We start from the raw sequence: 25,031 nt of genomic DNA, 5'->3' as shown, positions 1-25,031 counted from the left end.
TTGCAAATGGTATAATTAATAAGCGCCTAGGGTAGCTCCCGAAAAGGCGGAACGTAGACCGCTCTGGCGCAACCATCCATCTACGAAACCTTCTACGAGGTTTATATGAACTTTATTACTCCTCAATATCTTTCTGAGTGTTTTGACTATAACAAAAATACAGGGGAGCTATTCTGGAAAGCTCGACCTATTCACCATTTCAACAGCTTAAAAGGTCAGCAAACTTTCAATGGGCAGTTTGCCGGGAAAAAAGCTGGAAGAGCAAATAATCGCGGTTATTTCAGAATTGCTATTAGTGGCAAGGAGATTCTAAACCACAGAATAGTTATAGCCTTGGAGACAGGCGTGATGCCTACTGACGAAGTGGACCATATCAATGGGATCAGAACCGACAATAGGTACGAAAATTTAAGAGTGGTCTCGCGGCAGACAAATGCCAAAAACATGAAATTAAATATCAATAATACCAGCGGGATATCTGGCGTATCTTGGAATACAAGAAAATCAAAATGGAAATCAGTAATCTGGATGAATTGTGTTGAAAAACATCTTGGGTACTTCGATTCCATTATTGACGCCTTCAATGCCAGGGTAATAGCAGAGGTAAACATGGGTTACCATAAAAATCATGGAAGGATCCCCTGATGCCATCTTTTCGCCAATATAAGCAGCAACGTCCGACGCGCGGACTGTACGACACCATCACGTTCTATCACCCATCATTTGGCTACGTCCGCCTTGTCGATAAGCAGTTCTTCCCGAAGACACTTGGCGGCCAGACGTACAAGCCAGCGCGATTTGAAATCGAAGAGAGCCAGCAAAGCGGCACGCCGGTGATCGACGCGACGGTGAAATTAGGACGGCTGTCGTCGGACATCAAAGCGCTGATGAAGGAGTGGAGGGGGGCGACCAGGCTGACAGCCATCACGGCCACGCGGCAGATATTCGACAGCGGAGACGTGTCTGTGCCGATTAAGTCCTGGCAGTTATACGTCAAGACGGTAGATATTGATGCCGACGCCGCATCGGTCACTCTGTCTGTGACCAACCCGCTCAATAATAATATTGGAAAATTATACGATCCCCGCGAATACACTGGACTCCAGTACCTATAAGGAATCCGCATGACTAAAGATGAATTTATCCGGCGGGTTATCGGAGTACCGTGGGCTAACCGGGCCTGTTCGTTCGAGAAGGTGGATTGCTGGGGGCTGGTGGTGCTGTATTACCGCCATGTCATCGGCATAGAACTGCATCAGACGCCCGACTACGAAGCCGGTGAGGACTTCTTCACCTGCTATCAGGGAGACGTGGTTTTCTGGCACCAGGTCGACAAGCCAGTTGAGGGCGGAATATTCGTCGGGTACCGCGGAGCGCAACCGGCACACGTTGGCCTGGTGCTGAACCGGATGGCGCTGCACTCGCGCGGCGAGAACGGAAGCGTACGCATGGACTCGTTGCTGGTCATTCAGCGGGCATTTACAAAGGTGGAGTATTTTTCGTATGGCGTTGATTGAACTCCAGCGTTTCCCGGGAACGCCAAAAGAACGCTACAGGGTGCCAAATGGCACCCTTTTTTATGACTGGCTGGCGGCCAATGACGCTACTTTCCACCGCGACCTGCTGATCGTCCGCAATGGCGTGAAGTTGGGCGACGATGACGAGCTGTCGTTTGAGCTTAGCGAACTGGACCACATCCAGATATTCGACCAGCCGAAGGGCATTGTCGGCGACATTCTGAGCCCGATCTTTAAAGTGGTGGGCCAGGTGTTTTCGTTCCTGGCGCCGAAGCCAGCTATCGCAAACAACGGCGGAAATACCGTCGACTCACCAAACAATAGTCTGACCGGTCAGACAAACACCGCGCGTGTGTATAAGGCCAAGCCAGACATATACGGCCAGATTCGTTCGTTCCCGGATCTGATTCAGGAGTCAGTATTCGAATACGTGCACCAGACGTCCACCGACGGCGGCCTGAAGTACGTCACGGAATGGATGTGCATCGGGATCGGCAAATACGATTACGAGTCTGTGCGCTACTCAGAATCAAGCCTCGGCTCACTGGCTGGTGCCGAATTCCAGTTCTTCCAGCCAGGCGAAGTTATTCCGCAGATCGTTGAGGGCTACGGGTTCGATGACGTCGACGGGCAGGAAGTACCAGGGCAGAACGAAGCGGGTGATTTTCCGATAGAGACGGCGACGGCAAATACCGTCGTCAGCGGAACGTATTCCGGCGGCCAGATAGCGATGAAAATCGTGAAACAAGCTGAGTTTGACTATTTTATGGGCTTGGTTCTGCCGCACGCTGTGACCTTCACCATCAACGTGACATACAGCACTGCATCAGGCAGCGTTACTACCGATGCGACATTCTCCGGAACCCTGATCTCCGCCGTTGAAACGAACGACGGCGCTGTGGTTAACCCGGTGCGCTGGTACACGTTTACGATGAGCGACCTGCAGGAACCGCAGGACATACCTGCGACAGCGACCATCAACACCACGAAGTTCATTCTCAATGACAACGAGGCTCTGATCGTCGGACCGTTCTTCTCCCCGGTTGAGTCAACTCAGCTTTGGCTGCATACACAGTCCAGCCTGGGCGGAAATAAGGAAACTAACTGGAAGGTCGTCCTCTGGAAAATCGACGACGATTACAACCAGGTGCCAGGTACGCAGCAGACTTTCACATACCGGCAGACGACCCCGCATGATTCCACAAGTGAGGTGTTCTACCGCACTGACAAAATCACACCTTCCGGGGGATTCGGAAAGTACGCGGTCAGCTTCCAGCGCACAGATAACTCCAGTGATGCAAGCCTGTTGAAGGTCGAAGAGATCCACAGCATCAATATCAGGACAAACGTCGTTCACCCGACCGACACGCTGGTACGTGTGAAGGTGAGGGCGACAGAGAACGCCCTTGGCAGCCGAGAGCGTAAATATAACGCTCTGGTGACGCGGCACACCATCACGTACGACCTGGACACGCAGACGGTGGATTACACGCTGCGTCCGTCGCGCTTGTTCGCTGATGCAGTGGCGCACACCTGGCTCATCATGGGTGAGCAGCCGGTAAGCAGCATTGACCTGTACGGCCTGTACTCGATTGCTGAAAGCCTGCCTGATGAGCGCCTGGGTTACTTCGACTACACGTTTGATGACGAGAACGACTCGCTGGGCGACCGCGTGCAGGCGATCTGCAATGCGGCGTCGGTTGTGGCGTACTGGGATGACGGCGTGCTGACGTTTACCCGTGACCAGAAAGTGGATTACCCGGCTGCAGTATTCAACCGGGCCAACATGAAGACGGACGAGTACAAAATAACGTACGAGTCCACGCTGCCAGGCGGTTATGACGGCGTGCAGGTGTCATACGTCCACCCGACAACAAACAACAAGACGTACATCAACTACCGCGTGGTGAACGGCGCTATCGTCGAGCAGGAAGCTGAGAACCCGAACAAGCTGGAGATCGTCGGCTTCCGTAATGAGTATCAGGCCCGGGAGCGAGCTCTGCGCGAAACCAAGCGCCTGATCTACTCCAGGGTGAAGATGAATGCCAAAGTGTTCGAAGACGGCATTATCCAGGTTGGCAGCGTCATTCAGATGCCGGACATCTACGACAGCAACCAGCAGCAGGGTTACATAACAGGCCGCACCGGGAATGACTTTGATACCAGCGAACCGATCACCTTTTCCGGGGATATGTTTGTCTTGGTAACCGACAGTCTTGGCAATCCCACTCTGCGTTATCCAGCCACCGCCCGTAGCGACACGAAGTACGGCTTCACCGCGGCTATCCCCAACATTCAGCTCAACATATGGAACGGAGACACTGTGCAGCTCCCGTCGCGCTATCTCATTGCGACAGTGGAGGAGCTGGACAGTCAGCTATGGACGGTCAACAGCATCAAACCGAACACAGATAACACGGTATCTCTGACCGTCGCGGAATACAGCGACGCCATCTACCAATAAGAACCGTCCCCGACCAACCTAACCCGGCCACCGCGCCGGGTTTTTTTATGGAATCAATATGGCTACGCAACCTACCAATTTGCCTGTCCCAAGTGAATCCCCTCGCGATCTGAAGTTTAACGCGGGAAAAATTGACGAGTTCGTTACCTCATTGGTTAACACCTATGTTGACCGGTTTGGTAACGAGCATTACACCATCGAGGGGCTGCGCTGGCTGGCTCAACAGGCTATTGCTCAGTATGGATGGATCCTCATTGACTCCTTCCAGGACGGCGCTAATATCACCCTGCCAAACCAGGCGCTACGTGACGAAGATACCGGCGAATATTATCGTTGGGACGGCGCGCTGCCGAAGCATGTGGATGCCGGCTCTACGCCATCATCTTCCGGCGGGGTTGGCGTAGGCGCGTGGGTAGGTATTGGTGATGCGAGCCTGCGAGCAATGCTAGCTACATCTGCGGGCGCGGGAATGATCGGCGCGCTGGACTCAGATGGAAATGCAACGACTGTTCAGAATGCAATCGGCCATTATCGCGCCTATACGGTTAAAAAGAGATTAGATGAGGAGTTGAGCGTTGGTGCGATCGCCGGGGTAGATCCGACAGGCGCTACTGATTCGACGGCAGCTCTTAACGGTTTCTTTTCCCTTTTAAATACTAATGGAACCAGGACAAGCGTCCGTATCCCGGCGGGGACGTACCTTACTACCGGTTTAACTATTAACAATACGTCTTTGGTTATCAAAGGTGCAGGTGAATACCCTTACGGCGCATCCACAACTAAAATTAAAGCTGCGGCCGCCAATACAACATTGATGACATTCACAAGAAGTGGTTGTCGTATTGAAGGCCTTCTTTTTGAAGGTTTCGAAGCCGCAGTTAACTTTGGTGCTACAGAAACATGTACCGGCGTGAAGTTCCAGCCGTCAACGGGCACGCTTGCAGACATCGATAGCACTGTGCACGGCTGTACATTCTTTTGCCTGAAGAACGGTGTGGTTGGGTATGGTAGAAACCTTACTCAGCGGCTTAATGGTTATTCGCATGTCGCTTTCCCAATAACTCTTAACTACGTGCCTGGTCAGCAATTCCGTGGTCACGTTATAGACGACAATAGATTCCACTCATGTGGCGGATTTGGATCAGCTACCGATACTAGTCTTGCGGATTCTGTGTGCATAAAACTTGTAACCAACACTGCCCAAGGTGTGTTAGCGGATAATTATGCCGGTGATATCAGCATTAAAAATAACAAATGCGACAATGGGTGCTTCCAATTCTTCCTGGGCCACTTCGGTAGAGGGAGCATCATGTCCTGCAATGACATATTCCGCTGTGGTGGATCATTATCAGTGATGATTAAAATCGACAATACCGCTACATCATCAAATACTGACTATGATAATTTTGTATTGATAGGCAATACTATAGCCTCGGACGCGGCAAGCACCAACCCGCAGTCCTTCCCTGATTATGCATTATGGATGACAGGAGTGAGAGGCGGCGTTGTGTCTGGTAATGCCTTCGGTAAGCTATATAAACATGGCCTTGTTATGGAGAACTGTGCAGACATTGTACTAAACGCAATTCAGTTAAAAAACCCAAGCATGAGTGTTGCATTTGGTGGCTCAGCTTATAATGCAGTGGAAATAATAAGCGGTGGTAACAATATTCAGATTCTTGGTCTGAATGTTCGAAACTCACAGTCATCAACTCAGATTCAGTTCGTTATCAATAACGCAAGCGCAACGAACGTAATGGTTGATAACATACAGGCTAATGGATATATCTCGATGATTAACGAGGGCTCATCAGCTAGAACTCATGGCATTATCAATTTCGGAGGAAACAGGAGAAAAGAAGTCTTTGCTACAACGGTAGCTGGAATACCCTCAACAATTAATTATTCCGTAGGCGATATTTGCTGGTTTACGACACCTCCAGCCTCTGGAACAGCCTACGCTGGTGCTATTTGCGTCACTGCTGGCAATGGATCTGCTGCTGTGTGGCGTAACTTTGGTGCATTTGCTTAAAAGAAATGGGGCGTTCGCCCCATTTCTATCAGTATTTTCCGTGGAAACTTATAACTAAAATATTGTCTCTCTTATGGAAAGAATAGTCTCGCCTTACCAGGAGAGCTTTCCCACTAGATATATCTGATGCATATTTTTGAGACAATCCAGCTCTAGCATTGGTTACACCATATTTACCTAGTTGAAAGTATGACCAGTACCAATCATTGTTCAAATATCTCAAGATAGCATCCTTCATGGCAGGGTATTTTTTTAAAACAATGGCAACCTGCTGAGGATAGTCCATATAGCCATTAGTCTGTATTTTCAATTGTCCAAGTGGATCGATAGTTGATAAATCATTTGCAATGTTTACTGCAACATAATTTTCATATTCGTCCTGAAATTTCAAGGCATTTCCGTATGAGAATGAGTAAACATACGAGAAGGCAATAAATAGTATTGCAGGAACCAGTGATGCTCTGTTGAATCTATCATGCATGAAAAGTATAGCCATCATCAAAAAAATGAAAGCTGAAAATGATACAAAGACACGAGGCGATGCAATTGGGTAAACCAATAGGCACATATGAATAAATGTCAAAGCGAAAACAATGATCGGTGATGCCATAACCATAATTGAGCAGATTATAGCTATAGGTTTGTTTTTTTGTTTATTAAAAATACCGAATAAAATTGAGCCGAGGCTGGCAACTATGAAAAAAGCCACTAAAGCAATAGTAATGCTTGGTATGGAGGTCGCGTATTTCATTATCTTTTCAAGATAGATATGTACGTTCCGGGCAAATATATCAAACCCTTCCTTATTTAAAAGGATTGTTTGAGAGTGCTGCCAAGTATAACCATTGCTTTCCAGAACTGTCGCTGGTTTTATTACCTTGTCATACAATAAGTAACCTATTCCAAAGCACAACCCCCTCTCTACAATTCTCAAAAAGACAAATTTTAAATCTATTCCTTTGTTTATGTAACTAACTGATTCTATTACTGCTAAAGATACAAAAAGACCAATAGATGCTTGATATGAGCTCAAAGAAGCAATTACGGCTATAGTCGCTATTGTAGCTCTAGCGTATATGTTCGATATATTAATGTAAGCAAGCAATAAAACACATACACTAATCATCATAGGGAACGAATCATACTTATACGAAAGGTTCTCAAGATAAAATGGGTTAACTATGAATCCTAATGATGCGATAACCGTTATCAATATACCTTTCTTTGGAATGACAGATCTGACGTATGCCACGGAAGTAACAGAATACAAGGCTAACGCTAGCAGCAGAGGTAAGGGGGATATGTCTAAGTTAAGCCCTCCAAATGATAGAAACTTCATTATCATTTCTGCAAAAGGCCTACCATTACCTTTCCACCCATAATACCCAGTGGTAGTCCGACCCATGTCGTCAACGTACAGCCTGTCGGCCATGATTATTGGTAGTACATATAAAATGCACATGGAAAAGACAACGAAAATTGGCAATCGGTTGTTTTTAATGAACACTCCAATTCTATTGGTGGTCATTTTGTTTTCCTTTTTAACAGATATTTAGGTCTGTTCTTGACCTCTACATAAATCCTTCCAATATACTCCCCAAGCACACCTATACCAATGAGCTGAACGCCGCCCAAGAAAAGAATTGCCGTCATGAGTGACGGATAACCCGGAACGGGATTCCCCCATATCAGCTTATCTACAACCATCCATGCAGCATAGATAAATGCAAACATAGACACGCCAAGACCTATGTACGTCCATACTCGAAGCGGGAATGTTGAGAAGCTGGTGATACCTTCTAAAGCAAGATTCCAGAGCTTCCAGCCGTTGAATTTTGTGCTCCCTGCCACGCGCTCTGCTCGAGCGTATTCGACAACATCCGTACGGCCTCCAACCCAACTCAGCACGCCTTTCATGAACAAATTTCGTTCCGGCATGAGCTTGATATTTTCTACCACTTCACGGGACATAAGTCGGAAATCGCCAACGTTCTCCTCGATCTGCGGGTTACTGATCTTATTGTGCAGCTTGTAGAACCATTCAGCTGATTTACGCTTCAGGCGGCTATCTGTGGAGCGGTCAGAACGCTTGGCCAGCACCATATCTGCACCGGCTTGCCACTTCTCAATCAGGTGAGGGATGACTTCTATCGGGTCTTGCAGGTCAACGTCAATCGGGATAACGGCCTCACCGGTGGCATGGTCAAGTCCGGCGAACAGCGCAGGCTCTTTCCCGAAGTTGCGAGTGAATGACAGTGGAACCACGAGCGGATCAGCGATAGCAATCGCGTTAATGATGGATTCTGTAGCGTCTTTGCTGCCGTCGTTGATGAAAACTATTTCCACTTCATGTTGTTTAAGATCTTCAAATTCGCGCACGGTTTTATAAAAGATTGGAATAGCTTCCTCTTCATTAAATACCGGAACGACCAGAGAAATTTTCATTTCGCATCCCTAAAGACAATGAACTTTGAATAGATGAAACCGCACACCAGACTGATGGCGGAGAACACGATTAACGTGATGAGAGGCGCCAGGCCAGATTTGTCTGCCGCCCAGCCAACCGCAGCGCTAAGCGTACCCATAAAGCCGACATACAGCATGTAGCGCAGGGTCGTGGTTGATGACTTAAAGGTGAATCTGGCATTTGCGAAGAAGCTAAACGATACAGCGACGATGAAACCGGCGAGGTTACCAAGCGCCTGACCTGTATGAAATACGTAGATGCATATGGCGAACACCACCCAATGAATGAGGGTGTTGATTACACCTATCGATGTGTACCTGGCGAATAACTTTAACATTATAGAAATCAGTGAATTCGGAAAGGTCTGAAGTGTAGCACCACAAACGCTATTGATCGACACCGTAAATAGATAATACTGTATGCATGTACAGTTAAAATCAGAGGTGCATTATGGGGTTTCCATCGCCAGCAGCAGACTACGTTGAAGAACGCATATCGCTCGACAAGCGCCTTATCGCGCATCCTTCAGCCACGTACATGATGATAGCCGGCTCTACATACCTGCGCGCAGGAATTATAGAGGGCGCTATGCTAATCGTTGATGCTGCATTGCAGCCAAGGGATGGTTCGTTGCTTGTATGTGCTGTAGATGGAGAATTCAAGTTTAAGCGATACAGAACTCATCCTGAGCCCTATCTTGAGAATCTGGAGAACGGTAGGCGTGAGAGGCTGCGCAAGGTTGGTGAGATATCAGACGACGACAAGCCGATATTCGGAGTCATCACGTACATCATCAATGATGCGCGATCGGGTGAGTTCGACGACTGCCCAGTGATGTAATGGGGCATGGATGGGACACAAAACAGCACTCGCTCTAAGGTGAACTTAGACGACTGACGTTTTCGACGACTCTAACCATCTGTTATTTAGTGCGCTCTTGGACGATCTTTGTCGATTATGAAAAATGTATGCTCATATGATGGGGATGCAGGTCTAAGACCTGGACGATCTTCGCTGGCAGCCTTAGCGCTTTAATGCCACAATATTTTTTTCTTCGAATGCAGGAAAGATGATGAAAAAAATAGCAATTGCTGGCGCGCTGCTGGCACTCACCGGGTGCGTACAGGTAGATAGCTACAAGGATGTGATTAAACATCCTGTTCCGGCACATCTGGCGGGATACTGGCAGTCAAAAGGGCCGCAGAGCAAAATGGTCAGCCCGGAGGCGATTGCCACGCTGGTGGTGACGGAGGAGGGCGATACGCTGGACTGCCGTCAATGGCAGCGTGTGATTGCCGTGCCGGGTAAAATCATGCTGCGTTCAGACAGCTATTACAACGTGACCAGCAAGCTGGATATCTACCCGCTGGAGCGCGATGGCTCGGTGCTGGAGTATGATGGCATGGAGCTGCAGAAGGTCGATCGCCCAACGGTGGAGTGTGCCGATTATCTGAGCAAAAATCCGCTGGAAAGTAAGCTACCGTAGCTGTTTTTGGTGTTTGCACCCTCTCCCTGTGGGAGAGGGCCGGGGTGAGGGCATCTGGCCGCACTCTTCAAATACTACAATGCATCCTCAATCACCCACACGCTCACGCTTCCGCCTTTGCAGGTAAATGTCCCTTCGCCATCCGCTGCGGTGGTGACCGTTTCTTCACGATTGCCGAGAAAATCACGCCAGGTTTTGTTCCCGTAGTTTTCCCCAAGGCAGATTACCTTCTCGCCATCATCACCGTTGGACATCACCACCACGCAGCCGGGATCCTCTTCCGTGCCACTGCGGCTGAATGCGATGCAGTTAGGGTGGTCAAAAAACAGTGTCTGCACGCCGTGGGCAAAGCGCTGACGGGCGAGGATCAGCTCGTGCAGTTGCTCAATCACCGGCATATCAATGTGGTAAGTTTCACCGTCTCCCCCGGTATCGTCATAGCTGGCGCCAAAGAGATCGGGATAAAACACGCTCGGCACGCCATTTTCCCGCAGCAGGATCAGCGCATACGCCAGCGGTTTAAACCAGGCTTCCACCGGGGCTTCAAGCGCCTGCAACGGCTGGGTGTCATGGTTGGCAACCAGCGTCACCGCATGGAACGGATCGGCCTCCACCAGCGTGCCGGTGAAAATCTGGCTCATGTCGTAGTCCCGCCCCTGACGCGAGGCCTCGTGGAATTTCATCTGCAGGGGGGCATCAAACAGCATTGTTTTACCCTCGACCTGATTAATATAGGCCTGCAGTTTATCCACCTCGTGCGACCAGTATTCCGCGACGATAAACAGCGGTTGCGTTGCCACTTCCTGGACGTGTTCAATCCACTCCTTATAGAACCAGGCGGGGATGTGTTTGACCGCATCCAGGCGGAATCCGTCGCAGCCGGTTTGTTCCATGACCCAGCGCGCCCAGTACTTGATCTCCTCCGTCACGGCATGGTTACGGAAATCGATATTTTCGCCCATCAGATAGTCGAAATTACCCATTTCGTCATCGACCTGATCGTTCCAGCCTTCGCCGGTGTAGTCATTGACGATTTTGAAGATGCCATCCTCATCGGGGTTTTCGATGTGGTCGATGCCGCTAAAGCATTTGTAATCCCAGACGAACTGCGAATACTGTCCGGCGCGGGCAGGGAAGGTGTAGCGGGTCCAGGCTTCGCACTCGATGATCTCATCATCGATTTGCGTGCGGTCCTGTTCGTTCACGCGCTGAATGCGAACGTGCTCTTTCTCATCGGCGCCCATTTTGTGGTTAACCACCACGTCCAGCAGCACCGCGATGTTATTGCTTTTGAGCGCATCAATGGCTTCCAGAAGCTGGGCTTTATCACCGTATTTGGTGGCAACACTGCCTTTCTGGTCAAACTCGCCGAGATCAAACAGATCGTAAGAATCATACCCGACCGAGTACCCGCCCGATGCGCCTTTATAGGCTGGCGGCAGCCAGATCATATTGATGCCGATTTCGTTAAGATTGGGGGCTAATGCCGTGACCTCTCGCCACAATTCACCGCCTGCAGGGTAATACCAGTGAAAGCATTGTAACAGGGTGGGGTTTTTCATCGTCCGTGCTCCAGAAGCCGTTTGGCTGACTTCTGGAGTATGGATGAAGAAATCATAATTGTGTGTCGCGGGTCAAACTTTCTGGATAAAGAATATTCCCTGACAGCTTTCCATAGGTTGATGTGATGGATTGCTGTTTACCGGTTTGATCAATGAGGCTGCGCAATTCGTCCATGCGTGTGGCAAGCAGCATTTTGAGCTCGGTCTCGTTTTGCAGAACCTTCTCGAGTAGAAAACGTGCCTGCTCAATCTGGGACGGATGTGCCTCCGAAATAGGGTTTTTGGAGATATTCTCTACCAGCTGAACATAAGAAATCTCAAGGGTAATGAGCTCGTCCCAGAGACCGGAACGAGCATGTTTTAACATGGTAAGGCTGAGGTTATAGAGGGCCTGCCAGTTATCAAGAGCGGACGCTGGATTATTCATCAATAGATATCCTGAGAAGAAGGACCATTGGGACCAATTTGTTTCCACGCATCCGCAATGTTATTGAGCAGCGCTTCGACCTCTACAATCGCCTCCACGTCGTTACGCAGATTTGCATGCAACAAACGTCTGACCATGTACTCGTACAGCGCGGCAAGGTTGCCCGGCAGTTCACTGTCGATCTCCATATTCAGACCGGCTTTTAACCCGTTATCGATAATATTGATCGCCTTCGATAAGGCTTTGCCTTTTTCGGTGATTTTACCTTCGTCCAGGAAAAGACGGGCGCGGACAAGGGCACTCAGTGCCCCGTCAAACAGCATTACGACAAGTTGATGCGGACTGGCACTCAGCACCGCGCTTTCCAGCCCGACCTGCTGATAAGCTCGGGCGCCATTTTGTGCATACATATACGTTCCTTACGACTAAGAACTGAACTGCTGTTTCAGGTAGGTGGCCGTGTTATTCAGTTTACTCATCATAGTATCAAGACTGTTGAACTGTGCTTTATAACGGGCCATCGTGGCTTCGATGCTCGCTTCCATTGCGTCGTAGCGCTTATCCAGGGTTTTCAATGTGCTGTTGATACCGTCAGTCGCGCTTTTGATGATCCCTTCTTTACCGGTGGTCGTGCTCAGCATGGTGGTCAGGGTATTGCCCATCTGCGTGGCCAGACCGGTTGTTTTGCCATCGCCAATAAAGTAGGCCTGCACCGCTTCCGGGCTGTCGGTGAGCGCTTTTGTCAGTTTGGCATCGTCGATTTTCAGGTTACCCATTGAGCCGTCAGCGCCCACGGTAGGATCCTGGGTGATACCGAGCTGGGCCATGATCGCGTAGGAGCCAGACTGGACCACGGTCAACATATCGCGCAGCTGTGACTGCACAGAACGCACGGTGTTGTCACCCAGCAGCGCACCGTTGCTGGCGGACTGATCGGCACCGGCTTCCACTTTCACATACTTGGTGATGCTGGCGATGGTCGACTGCAGGGAGTTGTAGGCGGTAACCCAATCCGTGACGGCTTTTTTGGTGGCATCGGTAGAGCGGGTAACATCTAAATTTTCGCTCTTGGTGCTTTCTGCCTTCAGGGTGAGGGTTACGCCCGGCAGCGCGTCATTAATTGTGTTGGTCGAACGCTCAATGTCGATGTCGTTGATGGTAACCAACGCATTTTGTGACGCGGTTTGCTGATTCATCGCGCCGGTATTCGTGGATGAGTCGTAGCTGATAATGCCTTTTAAGGTGTCGTCACCGGTCACCGTCACCGTCATGTCATTGGCCGTGCCGGTGGTTTTCGAGGACAGCATCAGGGTGTACTCGTTGTCCTTCGACTTCACTACCGTTGCCGTGACGTTGCCGTTAGCCTTGTTAATCGCGCTGGCAATACCGTTCAGGCTGGTGTCGCCGTCAGCAAGATCGACGGTCAGCGGTTTGGTGGTGCCTGGCTGGCTGATGGTGATGGTACGCGTGGTACCGGTAGTCGCTCCCAGCTGCGCGGTGGCACTGGTCTGGACGGCAGAGGTTAATACCTGAGCTTTCGCCAGCGATTTAACCTGTACGCTATAGGAACCAACCGCTGCACCGGCCGTGGTCGTGGCGCTGAAGGCGGTGTTGGTCGAGCCAATAGACGCCGCGTTCCAGGTGTCCGTTTTTCCCAGGGCTGCAGTGGCGGTATTCAGCGACGTCATTGCACTTTGCAGCTTACTGAACGCACTCAGTTGGGCATTATAGGACGTCTGCTGATTGGTGATGGTGTTCAGCTTGGTTTTTTCAGCCGTTTCGAGGTTGTTATACAGTGTTGCCAGATCCAGACCTGAACCTACGCCCAGACTCGTAATAGTCGCGCCTGAAGAGAGAGTGATTGAGCTACTCGCCATTTTTTTATTTCCTTTAGCCAATGGTAGTTTCAGGTAGTTATCGGCGACTTATGCAGATAGTTTACGTTTCAGGTAAAAAAATTATCGGCTGAATAGCGCTCAACCTTACGGCCATATAGCACTATTGGCGCGTGAGAGACATATATAAAAGAAAAACGTGGGAAGAATAAAATGTGAAAACGTTTCCTGAAAAATAGCGTTTCTGATGGCGTTCTGAATAGACTTTAATAACTATAAATTCATTAAAATCAATGTGTTAATAATTTTTTGACGAAATTTCTAAAGTCTTATTCAGACCCGTCGATAACTTTCATGACGGTGAGAGACGCCGTGAGTGTTAAGGCACCGACCCTAGAAACCATTTTTGAAGGAATTAAATTATGGCAGTTATCAATACTAACCTGTTGTCCCTGACCACTCAGAACAACCTGAACAAATCTCAGTCTTCTCTGGGCACTGCTATCGAGCGTCTGTCCTCTGGTCTGCGTATCAACAGCGCGAAAGATGACGCTGCTGGCCAGGCGATTGCTAACCGCATGACCTCCCAGGTTAAAGGTATGACCCAGGCGGCGCGTAACGCCAACGACGGTATCTCCCTGGTTCAGACTGCTGAAGGTAACCTGAACGAAATCAACACCAACTTACAGCGTATTCGTGAGCTGTCTGTTCAGGCTGCTACCGACACTAACGGTTCTTCTGACCTGACTTCTATCAACACTGAAATCAAACAGCGTCTGGCTGAAATCGACCGTATCGCGGGCGCAGCTAACTTCAACGGTAAGAAACTGCTGGACGGTTCCGTATCTACCGCGCTGAAAATTCAGGTTGGTGCAGGTACTTCTTCTAACGACACCATCTCCATCGACAGCAACGCGCTGATCAACGCCACCTCTGGTACCCTGAGCGCTGGCCTGAGCACTGCAATCTCTGATAACGCCTCTGCACAGGCTGTTATCTCTGCTGCTGACGCTGCAATCGCGAAAATCGATACCGCGCGTTCTAACATGGGTGCGATTCAGAACCGTTTCGAATCTACCATCAACAACCTGAACAACTCTATCAACAACCTGTCTGCTGCTCAGTCCCGTATCCAGGACGCTGACTACGCTACCGAAGTTTCCAACATGTCTCGCGCGCAGATCCTGCAGCAGGCTGGTACTTCTGTACTGTCTCAGGCAAACCAGGTTCCACAGGCAATGCTGTCTCTGCTGCGTTAATCGCCGCGCCTGTTTCACAAAAGGTTGCTGGAAACAGCAACCTTTTTTTTTTGCCCGTCAGACAATCTCCGAAATAAGCCATTATTCCCGGGGGTGTTCCTTCCATTATCCCGGATATTCCCTTGTACGATGGGTAAGAATCGCAATCTTACTAAGAGAATCGGGATGAACAAGTTCGAGCGTACACGATCGCTGCATCAGTTTTACCGTGACGAATTTTCACGGTTAATTTTCCTGCCGGAAACGGATGCATTGCCTGCGCATATCGTTACCGAAATCCTGCATTATAAAAATTCCGATATTGCCACGCTCGAACCCCAGATCATGGAAGCCATGACCGATCTGGATGCAGACAAAGAACTCGCCGTGAAGCGCATGCTGTGCGCGATTGCTGCTGCAAACGCCGCGTTTGATTTTAAAAATGAAGGGAAGCCCACGCCATTTTCAAAAGAGATGAGCGACACCATTACCGGCTGGGTGGTAGAGGCGCTTCAACACGACAACAGCATTAATCTACTGGTGGCGGGTATTCAGGTCTTCTTCCGCATTAACGAAATTGACGCCGCCTTATTCCTGATTTCTAACTACTACGCGGCGGTGAGTCCATCCCCAACCGTGATGAAAATATTGTTGTTGGTTTGTCTGATGGAAGATGATTTTAATCAGATGCAGACGCTTATCCAGCAGCTGACCGCCAATCCTGAACATATTGGTGAAGACGCGTTAACGATGCTGATGATCGTCACGGGCATTCATAAGCTGGGTGGCTGTCCCGAATCGTTCATCGATTTTTCCGCCCTGAAAATGCCTGATTATGAGCCTGATTTTTCGCACTACGAGTGGCTTCTTCCGGCGGAAGAAAACGGAAAAACCACGGTTCTGGTGGCGTGCGACAAACGTTATTACTTCGATCATGCCCTGACGCTGTTAGGGTCTGTCTACCACACCAACGGCGATGGGCTTAACGTTCACCTGCATCTTTATAACCCGGATGATGAGACAAAGGCGCACGTTAATGCCCTGCACCAGCGTTTTCCGGGCATGGTGATATCCGCGACGGCCGAAACCATTACGCCTGTTTTTGGTATCAACGTCTGGTATGCCTCAAGACGCTTTGTCTTCCTTAGCTATGCGCTGAGCGTATTCACGTCACCGATCATGGTGCTTGATGCGGATTGTCTGGTGCGTAAGAACTGGTCGGATATTGAGCCACATCTCCCCAAGAGTGAGATTGTCCTCTCTTACAGCAACGGCGCGCCGCCGTGGGAGCAGGTGCCTGCGGGCTTTGTCTATACGGTCCCTGGCACGCTTTCGCGTAAATACCTTTCGCTTGTCGCCACCTTTATTGACTGGAACTTACGCCGCGGTAATGCGGAGTGGTTCCTTGATCAGGTCGCGCTGTCGGTCTCTCTGGATGCCCTTCCGGCGATAGAACAGATGGCCATTCATCGCGAGCCGCTGGAGAAACTGATCGACATTCGCTACACCGACGACACGTTCAGCTGGACCGTGACCACGCAAAAATCAGGCGGCGAAGCGTACCAGAACTATAAAGCTGCGATGCAACAAACCTATTTTGGCTAACCACTGAACTCATGGAACTTTCTCTGTATGTTGTATCCAGATAATCGATTCACGCTATCCAGTCTGCAGGCTGCCGCTGCCCTGTATCAGTTTCCTGCCGGGGCGCCTGAGAATGCGCGCGTCCTGGATTTAGGCTGCGGACAGGGAGATGTGTTGTTATCCGCTGCGCTGGCCTGGCCGGATTGTGTCGGGATAGGGATTGATAGTAACGAAGAGGCTGTTTCAGCGGGGCAGAGGCAGGCGCAGCGTCTGGGTATCGCCAATATCGAACTGGTTGCGGCGGGTCTTAACGATGTGCTGAGCGTGTCGCCGGGTGAGTTCGATTACATTCTGATCCGCGGGGACTTTATTCCTGCTGGCATGCCAGAGCGTGACGCGCTGTTGCAGTGGTGTCGTCGTCATTTGGCGGCGCGCGGCATGATTGCCATTCATCAAACCTTTACCCCGCCTGAGTCCGCGGCGCAATATGTCCAGGATGCGCTGGCTTTCCATGCACGTCTGGCGGGCCGGCCAGAAGAGCAGGTGGCGTTTGCTCGCGGCATGCTCAGCTATCTGGCCATGACTCAGCCGGAAGGTGAGATCAAACACCATGTGCTCACGATGGAGCACGTTGACGACGCCACTCTTAGTGAGATGCTGGCAAGCGCCACCCATACCTCCGGGCAGTTTATTCACTTCAACGATAGCCTTTCCGCCTGCGGGTTACGCTACGTGGGAGATGCGCTGCCGCAGTACGAAACGGGTGAAAGCGTTAGCGAGCAAATTCATCAGCTGCACGCTCTGGTCTCATCCGGACAGACGTCGATTGCCGCGCAGCAATATCTCGATTTTGCCGTCAACCGTCGCGAGCGCGTCAGCCTGCTTTCCCGTGATGATGCCGTCAACGCGGCGGCGCTGGATTTTACCCGCTTAAACGCGCTGCACTGGGCCGGTGATTTCAGGCGTTACCGCAACGAACGGGGTGAGATTGTTAATGCTCACACCAACGCGGAAGGGAAGTTTTTCTCAACGCTTAATACCACGACCCTGCACATTCTCGATCTGCTTGGCGGCGCATGGCCGCTGAGCCTGTCGTTTGAACAGCTGGTGTTCAACACCCGTCTTCCTGAAAAGGAGGAGGATGTCGCCCAGCAGGTACTTGAGTCACTGAAAGATCTGTTTCTCAATCAAATTCCGGGACTCTACTGGGCCGGTTCACCGGGGCCATACAATGTTCAACCGGAACGTGAACTTGCCTTCATTTCACCTCTTCAGGCAGGCGATGACGCCGACGTCACGTTTAATCTGTGGGGCGCGCGCGTCACTCTTAGTCAGGAAGAGCGTGAATTTGCACTTGCAGGCATGGATGTCAATCAGGCCAAAAGCAGCGAACTTTTTTCAGCACTGAAAGCGAAAGGTCTGTTGAAAGGCTCCCCTGAAGCGTGGCGCAGAGCACAGCAGCATTATTTACGCCCGGGGGATGTCGACTATCTCAAACGTAGCATCGATACGCTGTTGCTGCTTAACGTCGGGTCGCAGCAGGGTGGTTTACTGGCTGACGGACAAATAATGGCAGGGGAGAAGGATGAACAGGATCCTGCTATCGATCTCATCTACAAAAACGTCAACGCCCTGATTGCTGCGGGGCTGGCTAAAGACGCGCGCGATTATATCCGCGGACAGATTGAAAACGATCCCCATAACCTGCATATGCTTCGCTGCTATTCCCGCGCCAGCCTGCTGATGGGGGACTGGGATGAGGCCTTGTCGGCACTCGGTCAACTGATGAGCCGCTACTCTGCCGGGCAGGATATCTGGTTCGACCTGGCCACCGTGCTGCAGAAAAAGGGTGAGTTGCATTATTCAGCCCGCATCCTCCAGGCGCTGCTGCGGTTGAATAAAAACAACGCGTCATTCTGGAATACGCTGGCGGTGGTGTATCACTCGCGCCGCAACATGGCCATGGCTGAACGCTGTGCCAGAGAGTCTTTGCGCTATAACGCCACGAACCCGCTGCATCTCGCGATGATGGGCATCATTCTGAGTGATAACCAGAAACTGACGGAAGCACGCTATTTCCTTGAGAAATCGCTCGAGTTTGCGCCGGGTGATTTTGACTGCTTCACCAGCCTGCTGTTTGTTCTGACCCACGATTTTTCCGTCTCGCCGGAGGTGCTCTTCGAGCGCCATCTTGCTTATGGCGAGCTGGTGAGCGCATGGGCGAAAAAATTCGACCTGGCGCTGCTGTGGCAGGGTAACAAGGATCCTGAGCGGCCGCTGCGCGTCGGCTTTGTCTCCGGCGATTTCCGCAACCACCCGGTAAGCCGCTTTCTGCGGCCGTTCTGGGATGGTATGGACCGGGAACAGTTCTCCCTCTACGGCTATAGCACGCTCGATAAAGATGATGCCGTCACGGAGCACTTCCGTAACACCTCGACGAAGTGGTTATCCGTTACCGATCTCAATAACGTTGAGCTGGCAAAACAGATCCACAGTGACGGGATCGATATTCTTTTTGACCTCTCGGGCCATACCACCGGAACGCGGTTACCTGCGTTTGCCTTTAAGCCTGCGCCAGTGCAAATCACCTGGCTGGGCTACCCGGGCACAACCGGGATGACGCAGATGGATTACCGCATTATCAGTACCGGGTTTGTCAGAAATGCGGCGATAGACGCGCAGTTCACGGAGAAGCTGATTGCAATCCCGCTTGATAATTTCTTCGAGCCGGATGCGTCCAGTCCTGACGTCAATACGCTGCCAGCCCTGACGAACGGCTGGTTTACCTACGGTAGCTTTAACCGTCCTAAAAAATTGAACGATCGGGTCTTCGCGCTGTGGGCGCGCATTCTCCAGCATAACGCCACGTCAAGGCTGCTGATTGGTTTTATGGATGATGACGCGATGATCGCCCGCTACCGCAAAAAGCTCAATGCGCTGGGCGTGGCGGATGAACAGCTCATCTTCCGTAAAACCACGGGAATGGAGGCCTACCTGCAGATGCATCACGAGGTGGACATGCTCCTTGACTCCTTCCCATACAACGGAGGCACCACCACCAGCCATGGCATCTGGATGGGCGTCCCGACGCTCACCCTGGCAGGGGCGACCTATCCTGCCCGTCAGGGGCTCGAGATTATGCATATCTACGGGCTGGATGAATTTGTTGCGGAAAGTCAGCAGGACTATTTCGATAAAGCCGTGCGCTGGCAAACCCAACTGGAAATCCTTAACGCCTTGCGCCAGAGCATGCGGAGCACGATCCCGACGCAGGGGCAGAGCAATGTGGCGATTCCTTTCCAGCAGGCCCTACGTCAGGCCTGGCGTAAATGGTGTGCTGACGAAGCACCTCACAGTTTCCGGGTAACAGGTACTGAGGATTAACTTATGAAAAATGTCTACGTTACCAGTCCACTTCTTCCGCCACTTGAGGAGTTTATCCCTTACCTGGAGACCTTGTGGGAAAGTAAAATTTTGACCAACAGCGGGCAATTCCATCAGCAACTGGAAGAGGCGCTGGCGGCCTATCTGGGCGTAAAGCATGTCTGCCTGTTCTCTAACGGCACGCTCGCGCTGCTGACGGCGCTGCAGACATTGCGTATTACGGGCGAAGTGATCACCACGCCATACTCCTTTGTCGCCACCTCTCACAGCCTGCTGTGGAACGATTTAACGCCGGTGTTTGCCGATATTGACCCTGTCACGTTTAATATCGATCCGGATCGCATTGAAGAACTGATTACGCCTAAAACAACGGCCATCATGCCGGTCCACTGCTACGGTATTCCGTGCGATATGGAACGCATCCAGAAGATTGCCGATACCTATGGGCTGAAGGTGATTTACGATGCGGCCCACTGTTTCGGCGTCAAACAGGATAACGCCAGCATTCTCAATTATGGCGATCTCTCCGTGCTGAGCTTCCACGCCACCAAGGTATTTAACACCTTCGAAGGGGGCGCCATTATTTGCCACGACGCCAAAACCAAACAGCGCATCGATTATCTTAAAAACTTTGGTTTTGCCGATGAAACCATCGTGATGGCGCCGGGTATTAACGCCAAAATGAATGAAGTGCAGGCGGCCATGGGACTGCTGCAATTAAAGTATATTGACGGTGCGCTGCAGGAGCGCGCGGTGATTTATCAGCGTTACGTTGAACTGCTCGATGCCGCGCTTCCGGCGCTGGAATACATTAAACCGGCCAGTAATATTGAATGGAATTACTCTTACTTCCCGGTACTTATTCGCGCAGATTCGGTGGTCAGCCGGGATGCGATTTATGCGGAATTACGTAAGCATAATATCTATGCCCGCCGTTATTTCTACCCGCTTATCAGCGCCTTCCCGATGTATCGCCACTTCCCGACGGCGAATGTACAACATCTCCCGGTTGCCGATGAAATTTCTCATGCGGTGCTCTGCCTGCCTATCTATCCCGGACTGCCGGTGGCCGATCAGCGACGTATTATTGAGATTATTCAGGGCTTGTTTATCGATGCTGCTCATGCGGCAGAGCCTGCGCTGGTGGTCAATGGATAGGAAAGGAACCCGATGAAGCTGGCGATCATGCAACCCTATTTTTTCCCGTATTGCGGCTATTTTCAGCTCATGGCGGCCGTTGATGCTTTCGTGGTGTATGACAACATCAAATACACGAAAAAAGGGTGGATTAACCGTAACCGTATTCAGGTTCGCGGTGCGGAGTCGTTAATCTCGCTGCCGCTAAAAAAAGACTCGGACTTTCTGGATATCAGGGAGCGGCAGCTCTCAGCCACATTTGACCGCAATAAGCTGTGCAATCAGATAATCGGGGCGTATCGCCACGCCCCCTCATTTTCTGCGGTAATGCCGGTTGTTGAGGAGATTATTCAGAACCCGGACGAAAACCTGTTTAATTATCTGTGGCAGGGGCTGAACCGGCTGCGGGACTATTTTGGCTTCTCCTGCGAGCTGATTGTCTCGTCCTCATTACCGGCGAATCACGCGTTAAAGTCTCAGGATCGCGTCATCGATATTTGTCAGGTGATGAACGCCCGTACGTATATTAATCCCCCGGGGGGCATGGCGCTCTATTCCCGGGAGGATTTTGTCGACCGCGGACTTGAGCTGAAATTTATCCAGCCGCAGCCGTGGCACTACCCGCATTCTGACGCGGCGTTTATTCCGTGGCTGTCGATTATTGACGTCATGATGTTTAACCCTCGCAATGAGGTGGTTCGTCGCCTCCAGCATGGTTATGAGTTAATTTAATATGTTTACATGGAAAAAATTGGGTAAGGTCTTTACCCCGCAGGAAGTGACCCATCTCCCCTGGCTTAAAGAGTTTGCGCAGGCCCCTGCGACGCTGATCTTTGATGATTTCGTACGCGTCTATTTCTCCTGCCGTCCACCCGCCGATGAACAGGGAAAATATGTCAGCTACTCCGCCTGGGTCGATTTGGCACGAGACGATCTCTTCCACGTGTTGCGCGTCGCCCGCGAACCGATTCTCCCGTTGGGCGGATACGGAGAGTTCGACGAATTTGGAACCTATCCCGTCTCCGTAATGCGCGATAACGATGTGGTAAAAGCCTGGTATGCAGGCTGGACCCGCTGCGAATCGGTGCCGTTTAACGTGGCAATTGGCATGGCGGTGAGCCATGACCAGGGGGAAACCTTTGTTAAAGCGGGCCCGGGACCGGCAATTGGCTACTCACCGGATGAGCCGTTTGTGATGAGTGGGCCAAAAATTCGCAGATTCAATAACCAGTGGCAGCTTTTTTATATCGCCGGGCGCAAATGGAAGTGGGTGGATGGCCGCGCAGAGCCGGTCTACAAGATCCGCATGGCGACCTCTGACGATGGCATCAACTGGACGAAGCTGAATAAAGATTTGATCCCCAGCCGTATCGAAGAGGACGAGGCGCAGGCCAGCCCGGATGTCTTTTACGCCAACGGCAAATACCATATGTTCTTTTGCTACCGCTACAGCGCCCATTATCGCGGAAAGCAGAACGGTTACCGCATCGGCTACGCGTGGAGTCTGGATATGATCACGTGGCATCGGGATGACAGTAAAGCTGGCATTGATGTGTCTGCCTCCGGGTGGGATGCCGAGATGATCAGCTACCCCCACGTATTTGAACTGGATGGCACTATTTACATGGCTTATCTGGGGGATCAGGTGGGCCGCTATGGCTTTGGCCTGGCACAACTTGAGGGCAAATTATGCTAACCCTGAACTGGCGTAAGCACGGACTTATCTATTCGCCGTCACAGTTTCCTCCTCTGGCAAATGGGGTGGGGTTTGCTCAGTCTCCGCAAGCGCTGGTGTTTGATGACTTTGTCCGTATCTACTTCTCCACGCGTGAGCAAGAAAAGCACTCAGCAAAGTTCATCAGCCGCGTCTGCTATGTGGATATGGATAAATCTCTGCGGGAGGTGCTTCGCATCAGTCCCGAGCCGGTGCTTGCTCCTGCTGAACTGGGCACATTCGACGAGCACGGTATTTTCCCCTGCAACGTTCTGCGTCACGACGGCAAAATCATGGCCTGGACAACCGGGTGGAACCGTCGCGTTTCGGTCTCGGTTGATACGGCCATTGGTCTGGCAGTAAGCACAGACAATGGCGAACACTTCACCCGTGTCGGTACCGGGCCGGTGATGGGCCCCTCATTGCACGAGCCACACTTAGTGGGTGATGCCTTTGTCATCCATACCCGTGAACGTTTCCACATGTGGTACATCTTTGGCACGGGCTGGAAAAAGCGCACGCCGGAATCGGTGCCGGATCGCATTTATAAAATTGCCCATGCGGAATCAGACGATGGCATCAACTGGCAGCGTGACAGCCAGCAAATCATTCCTTCGGTGCTGGGGGAAGACGAATGCCAGGCGCTGCCGACGGTGATTGAAATCAATGGCCGGTATCATATGGTCTTTTGCTTCCGGGAGTGTTTCGATTTCCGTACTGGGCAGGGGCGCGGTTATCGTCTGGGCTATGCCTGGTCTGATGATTTACACCACTGGCATCGTGATGATAGCCAGATGGCGTCGCTCGCGTCCGCGGATGACTGGGACAGCGAAATGCAGTGCTATCCCCATCTTTTCCGCTGCGATGAAAAAGTCTATTTGCTTTATAACGGTAATGCGTTTGGCAAAGCGGGCTTCGGCCTTGCGGAACTGGTGTTATGAATCGCTGGGTGTTTTGTCAAAACCGCGCCTCTCGGGAGGATATAGTCGAACATTTTAACCGGTGTGACCCGCTATTTATTGCGTCAATCAGCGAAAGAATAGCGTTACAGGACTATGCCCAAAAAATAGTGGCGCGGGCATGGCGAAGCGAAGCCTGGCAAAACAACACCCTCAGCGGACTGGTGGCTGCCTATTATAACGCGCAGCGTCAGCAGGGATTTATTACCAATGTTTCCGTTTTGCCGGACGCTCAGCATTGCGGCATGGGTAGTCAGCTGTTAATTCAAAGCATTGCACATTTACACTCCCAGGGTGTGACTGAAATTAATCTTGAAGTCGATAAGAATAACGTGTCGGCACAACGTTTATATCTAAAGCATGGTTTTACCTTTGGAATAGCAAACGGTTCAAAGATAACCATGACTTTACAGAGAGAGAAAACAACATGACCCTTCGTGATTACAATCTGGAAATCAAGGATACTGCCGATCATCAGTACGCCTATAACTTTGATTTTGATGTGATGCACCCTTTTATGATTCGTGCGTTCACACCGTTCTTTAAGCCGGGTAATTTACTTGAACTGGGTAGTTTTAAAGGTGATTTCACCGCACGCCTGGCTGAAAAATTTAACGCCATCACCTGCGTGGAAGCTTCCGAAGAGGCGATGGCCATCGCCCGTAAGCGCCTGGGAAAAAATGTCTCGTTTGTCCATTCCCGCTTTGAGGATGTTCAACTTCCTGAGCGTTATGACAATATTGTTCTCACCCATGTGCTGGAGCATATTGACGATCCCGTTAACCTCTTAAAACGCATTAATGATGAATGGCTAACGGATGACGGACACCTTTTTCTGGTGTGTCCCAATGCGCATGCCGCTTCCCGACAGATTGCGGTCAAAATGGGATTAATCTCGCATAATAGTGCGGTGACGGAGGCCGAGTTTCTCCATGGCCATCGTTGCACTTATTCTCTGGATACGCTTGAGAGAGATGCCCGTCTTGCCGGACTGAATGTGGTTTATCGCACAGGTATTTTTTTCAAAGCGCTGGCTAATTTCCAGTGGGATAAACTTTTACAGACGGATATCATCTCGACGCAATATCTTGAGGGCTGCTACGAGTTAGGCCATCAATACCCTGATTTATGTTCAAGCATATTCTTGCTGTGTAAAAAAGGCTGACGTTATTCCTGCTGCAGGATGCATGTTATCCCGACATGCATCGGTAACCCCCAAATAACC

The 25,031-nt window shown here is 50.8% G+C and carries 23 protein-coding genes; 16 read left to right on the top strand and 7 right to left on the bottom strand.

Going from position 1 to position 25,031, the window contains the following annotated elements; genetic code table 11:
* Window positions 1-105 precede the first annotated feature (105 nt).
* Genes APU11_RS21455 through APU11_RS21435 form a run of 5 tightly spaced genes read left to right on the top strand, consistent with a single transcriptional unit; the run spans window position 106 to window position 6,013 of the window.
* Entirely contained in the window at window positions 106-645 is a 540-nt protein-coding gene (locus APU11_RS21455) for an HNH endonuclease (protein ID WP_058650854.1), read from the top strand.
* The gene (locus APU11_RS21450; protein ID WP_058650852.1) at window positions 645-1,115 is read left to right on the top strand and encodes a hypothetical protein; all 471 of its coding nucleotides are present in this window, start codon (window positions 645-647) and stop codon (window positions 1,113-1,115) included. Before APU11_RS21455 ends, APU11_RS21450 begins: the two co-directional genes overlap by 1 nt.
* Before the next feature lie 9 nt (window positions 1,116-1,124).
* On the top strand, window positions 1,125-1,517 hold the full coding sequence (locus tag APU11_RS21445) for an NlpC/P60 family protein (protein ID WP_058650850.1): 393 nt from the start codon (window positions 1,125-1,127) through the stop codon (window positions 1,515-1,517).
* Window positions 1,504-3,981 carry a host specificity factor TipJ family phage tail protein gene (locus tag APU11_RS21440; protein WP_058650848.1) on the top strand — a complete coding sequence of 826 codons (2,478 nt, stop codon included), beginning with the start codon at window positions 1,504-1,506 and terminating at the stop codon, window positions 3,979-3,981. The genes APU11_RS21445 and APU11_RS21440 overlap by 14 nt, the downstream gene beginning before the upstream one ends.
* Before the next feature lie 58 nt (window positions 3,982-4,039).
* A complete protein-coding gene (locus APU11_RS21435) occupies window positions 4,040-6,013 on the top strand; it encodes a glycosyl hydrolase family 28-related protein (protein WP_060578717.1) in 1,974 nt (657 codons plus the stop codon).
* 28 nt (window positions 6,014-6,041) lie between these two features.
* Here APU11_RS21435 and APU11_RS21430 read toward each other — a convergent pair whose 3' ends face one another.
* Genes APU11_RS21430 through APU11_RS21420 form a run of 3 tightly spaced genes read right to left on the bottom strand, consistent with a single transcriptional unit; the run spans window position 6,042 to window position 8,817 of the window.
* Window positions 6,042-7,541: a glucosyltransferase domain-containing protein gene (locus APU11_RS21430; protein WP_013097704.1), complete on the bottom strand. Its 1,500-nt coding sequence runs from the start codon at window positions 7,539-7,541 to the stop codon at window positions 6,042-6,044.
* Complete coding sequence (locus tag APU11_RS21425; protein ID WP_013097703.1) at window positions 7,538-8,458, bottom strand: glycosyltransferase family 2 protein; 921 nt, start codon at window positions 8,456-8,458, stop codon at window positions 7,538-7,540. Before APU11_RS21425 ends, APU11_RS21430 begins: the two co-directional genes overlap by 4 nt.
* The gene (locus APU11_RS21420; protein WP_058650840.1) at window positions 8,455-8,817 is read right to left on the bottom strand and encodes a GtrA family protein; all 363 of its coding nucleotides are present in this window, start codon (window positions 8,815-8,817) and stop codon (window positions 8,455-8,457) included. The genes APU11_RS21425 and APU11_RS21420 overlap by 4 nt, the downstream gene beginning before the upstream one ends.
* A gap of 113 nt (window positions 8,818-8,930) precedes the next feature.
* Between APU11_RS21420 and APU11_RS21415 the strand changes: the two genes are divergently transcribed.
* Both APU11_RS21415 and yedD read left to right on the top strand, forming a co-directional pair.
* Window positions 8,931-9,320 carry a S24 family peptidase gene (locus tag APU11_RS21415; RefSeq protein WP_058650839.1) on the top strand — a complete coding sequence of 130 codons (390 nt, stop codon included), beginning with the start codon at window positions 8,931-8,933 and terminating at the stop codon, window positions 9,318-9,320.
* 232 nt (window positions 9,321-9,552) lie between these two features.
* Window positions 9,553-9,966 (top strand): lipoprotein YedD, encoded by a 414-nt coding sequence (gene yedD / locus APU11_RS21410; RefSeq protein WP_013096004.1) that lies wholly within the window; start codon window positions 9,553-9,555, stop codon window positions 9,964-9,966.
* Between the two features lie 74 nt (window positions 9,967-10,040).
* On the opposite strand, the gene amyA is transcribed toward yedD, so the two are convergent.
* From amyA to fliD, 4 genes are read right to left on the bottom strand one after another with little or no spacing between them, the layout of a single operon-like run.
* Window positions 10,041-11,528, bottom strand: a complete 1,488-nt coding sequence (amyA, locus tag APU11_RS21405; protein WP_058650837.1) for an alpha-amylase — start codon at window positions 11,526-11,528, stop codon at window positions 10,041-10,043.
* Between the two features lie 52 nt (window positions 11,529-11,580).
* Complete coding sequence (fliT, locus tag APU11_RS21400) at window positions 11,581-11,955, bottom strand: flagella biosynthesis regulatory protein FliT (RefSeq protein WP_013096006.1); 375 nt, start codon at window positions 11,953-11,955, stop codon at window positions 11,581-11,583.
* Window positions 11,955-12,365 carry a flagellar export chaperone FliS gene (fliS, locus tag APU11_RS21395; RefSeq protein ID WP_060578716.1) on the bottom strand — a complete coding sequence of 137 codons (411 nt, stop codon included), beginning with the start codon at window positions 12,363-12,365 and terminating at the stop codon, window positions 11,955-11,957. The genes fliT and fliS overlap by 1 nt, the downstream gene beginning before the upstream one ends.
* Before the next feature lie 15 nt (window positions 12,366-12,380).
* Window positions 12,381-13,832 (bottom strand): flagellar filament capping protein FliD, encoded by a 1,452-nt coding sequence (gene fliD, locus APU11_RS21390; protein ID WP_058650834.1) that lies wholly within the window; start codon window positions 13,830-13,832, stop codon window positions 12,381-12,383.
* Window positions 13,833-14,212: 380 nt separating this feature from the next.
* On the opposite strand from fliD, the gene APU11_RS21385 reads away from it, so the two are divergent.
* The 9 genes from APU11_RS21385 (at window position 14,213) to APU11_RS21345 (ending at window position 24,971) form a co-directional block, all read left to right on the top strand.
* Complete coding sequence (locus APU11_RS21385) at window positions 14,213-15,049, top strand: flagellin FliC (protein ID WP_013096009.1); 837 nt, start codon at window positions 14,213-14,215, stop codon at window positions 15,047-15,049.
* 165 nt (window positions 15,050-15,214) lie between these two features.
* Complete coding sequence (locus APU11_RS21380) at window positions 15,215-16,633, top strand: hypothetical protein (protein ID WP_058650832.1); 1,419 nt, start codon at window positions 15,215-15,217, stop codon at window positions 16,631-16,633.
* Window positions 16,634-16,660: 27 nt separating this feature from the next.
* The gene (locus tag APU11_RS21375; protein WP_058650830.1) at window positions 16,661-19,996 is read left to right on the top strand and encodes a methyltransferase domain-containing protein; all 3,336 of its coding nucleotides are present in this window, start codon (window positions 16,661-16,663) and stop codon (window positions 19,994-19,996) included.
* Between the two features lie 3 nt (window positions 19,997-19,999).
* Window positions 20,000-21,154 carry a DegT/DnrJ/EryC1/StrS family aminotransferase gene (locus tag APU11_RS21370; RefSeq protein WP_058650828.1) on the top strand — a complete coding sequence of 385 codons (1,155 nt, stop codon included), beginning with the start codon at window positions 20,000-20,002 and terminating at the stop codon, window positions 21,152-21,154.
* A 12-nt stretch (window positions 21,155-21,166) separates the two neighbouring features.
* Window positions 21,167-21,865, top strand: a complete 699-nt coding sequence (locus APU11_RS21365; protein WP_013096013.1) for a WbqC family protein — start codon at window positions 21,167-21,169, stop codon at window positions 21,863-21,865.
* A gap of 1 nt (window position 21,866) precedes the next feature.
* Window positions 21,867-22,829 carry a glycosylase gene (locus APU11_RS21360; RefSeq protein ID WP_028028148.1) on the top strand — a complete coding sequence of 321 codons (963 nt, stop codon included), beginning with the start codon at window positions 21,867-21,869 and terminating at the stop codon, window positions 22,827-22,829.
* Window positions 22,823-23,788, top strand: coding sequence for a hypothetical protein (locus tag APU11_RS21355; RefSeq protein WP_058650826.1), 966 nt, complete (start codon window positions 22,823-22,825; stop codon window positions 23,786-23,788). Before APU11_RS21360 ends, APU11_RS21355 begins: the two co-directional genes overlap by 7 nt.
* Window positions 23,785-24,237, top strand: a complete 453-nt coding sequence (locus tag APU11_RS21350; RefSeq protein WP_058650824.1) for a GNAT family N-acetyltransferase — start codon at window positions 23,785-23,787, stop codon at window positions 24,235-24,237. The genes APU11_RS21355 and APU11_RS21350 overlap by 4 nt, the downstream gene beginning before the upstream one ends.
* Window positions 24,234-24,971: a class I SAM-dependent methyltransferase gene (locus tag APU11_RS21345; protein WP_058650822.1), complete on the top strand. Its 738-nt coding sequence runs from the start codon at window positions 24,234-24,236 to the stop codon at window positions 24,969-24,971. Before APU11_RS21350 ends, APU11_RS21345 begins: the two co-directional genes overlap by 4 nt.
* Window positions 24,972-25,031: the final 60 nt, after the last annotated feature.

This window comes from Enterobacter sp. 50793107, from assembly GCF_001463365.1.
Classification (GTDB): domain Bacteria; phylum Pseudomonadota; class Gammaproteobacteria; order Enterobacterales; family Enterobacteriaceae; genus Enterobacter; species Enterobacter cloacae.
This window is presented reverse-complemented; position numbering and strand designations above follow the sequence as displayed.

Coding starts and splice junctions, on each gene's coding strand:
- APU11_RS21420 (WP_058650840.1), bottom strand. CDS start 8,817: ATGTTAAAGTTATTCGCCAGGTACACATCGATAGGTGTAATCAACACC.
- APU11_RS21360 (WP_028028148.1), top strand. CDS start 21,867: ATGTTTACATGGAAAAAATTGGGTAAGGTCTTTACCCCGCAGGAAGTG.
- APU11_RS21415 (WP_058650839.1), top strand. CDS start 8,931: ATGGGGTTTCCATCGCCAGCAGCAGACTACGTTGAAGAACGCATATCG.
- APU11_RS21455 (WP_058650854.1), top strand. CDS start 106: ATGAACTTTATTACTCCTCAATATCTTTCTGAGTGTTTTGACTATAAC.
- amyA (WP_058650837.1), bottom strand. CDS start 11,528: ATGAAAAACCCCACCCTGTTACAATGCTTTCACTGGTATTACCCTGCA.
- APU11_RS21350 (WP_058650824.1), top strand. CDS start 23,785: ATGAATCGCTGGGTGTTTTGTCAAAACCGCGCCTCTCGGGAGGATATA.
- APU11_RS21445 (WP_058650850.1), top strand. CDS start 1,125: ATGACTAAAGATGAATTTATCCGGCGGGTTATCGGAGTACCGTGGGCT.
- yedD (WP_013096004.1), top strand. CDS start 9,553: ATGAAAAAAATAGCAATTGCTGGCGCGCTGCTGGCACTCACCGGGTGC.
- APU11_RS21365 (WP_013096013.1), top strand. CDS start 21,167: ATGAAGCTGGCGATCATGCAACCCTATTTTTTCCCGTATTGCGGCTAT.
- APU11_RS21375 (WP_058650830.1), top strand. CDS start 16,661: ATGTTGTATCCAGATAATCGATTCACGCTATCCAGTCTGCAGGCTGCC.
- APU11_RS21430 (WP_013097704.1), bottom strand. CDS start 7,541: ATGACCACCAATAGAATTGGAGTGTTCATTAAAAACAACCGATTGCCA.
- APU11_RS21380 (WP_058650832.1), top strand. CDS start 15,215: ATGAACAAGTTCGAGCGTACACGATCGCTGCATCAGTTTTACCGTGAC.
- APU11_RS21370 (WP_058650828.1), top strand. CDS start 20,000: ATGAAAAATGTCTACGTTACCAGTCCACTTCTTCCGCCACTTGAGGAG.
- APU11_RS21435 (WP_060578717.1), top strand. CDS start 4,040: ATGGCTACGCAACCTACCAATTTGCCTGTCCCAAGTGAATCCCCTCGC.
- APU11_RS21345 (WP_058650822.1), top strand. CDS start 24,234: ATGACCCTTCGTGATTACAATCTGGAAATCAAGGATACTGCCGATCAT.
- fliD (WP_058650834.1), bottom strand. CDS start 13,832: ATGGCGAGTAGCTCAATCACTCTCTCTTCAGGCGCGACTATTACGAGT.
- APU11_RS21385 (WP_013096009.1), top strand. CDS start 14,213: ATGGCAGTTATCAATACTAACCTGTTGTCCCTGACCACTCAGAACAAC.
- fliT (WP_013096006.1), bottom strand. CDS start 11,955: ATGAATAATCCAGCGTCCGCTCTTGATAACTGGCAGGCCCTCTATAAC.
- APU11_RS21450 (WP_058650852.1), top strand. CDS start 645: ATGCCATCTTTTCGCCAATATAAGCAGCAACGTCCGACGCGCGGACTG.
- APU11_RS21355 (WP_058650826.1), top strand. CDS start 22,823: ATGCTAACCCTGAACTGGCGTAAGCACGGACTTATCTATTCGCCGTCA.
- fliS (WP_060578716.1), bottom strand. CDS start 12,365: ATGTATGCACAAAATGGCGCCCGAGCTTATCAGCAGGTCGGGCTGGAA.
- APU11_RS21425 (WP_013097703.1), bottom strand. CDS start 8,458: ATGAAAATTTCTCTGGTCGTTCCGGTATTTAATGAAGAGGAAGCTATT.
- APU11_RS21440 (WP_058650848.1), top strand. CDS start 1,504: ATGGCGTTGATTGAACTCCAGCGTTTCCCGGGAACGCCAAAAGAACGC.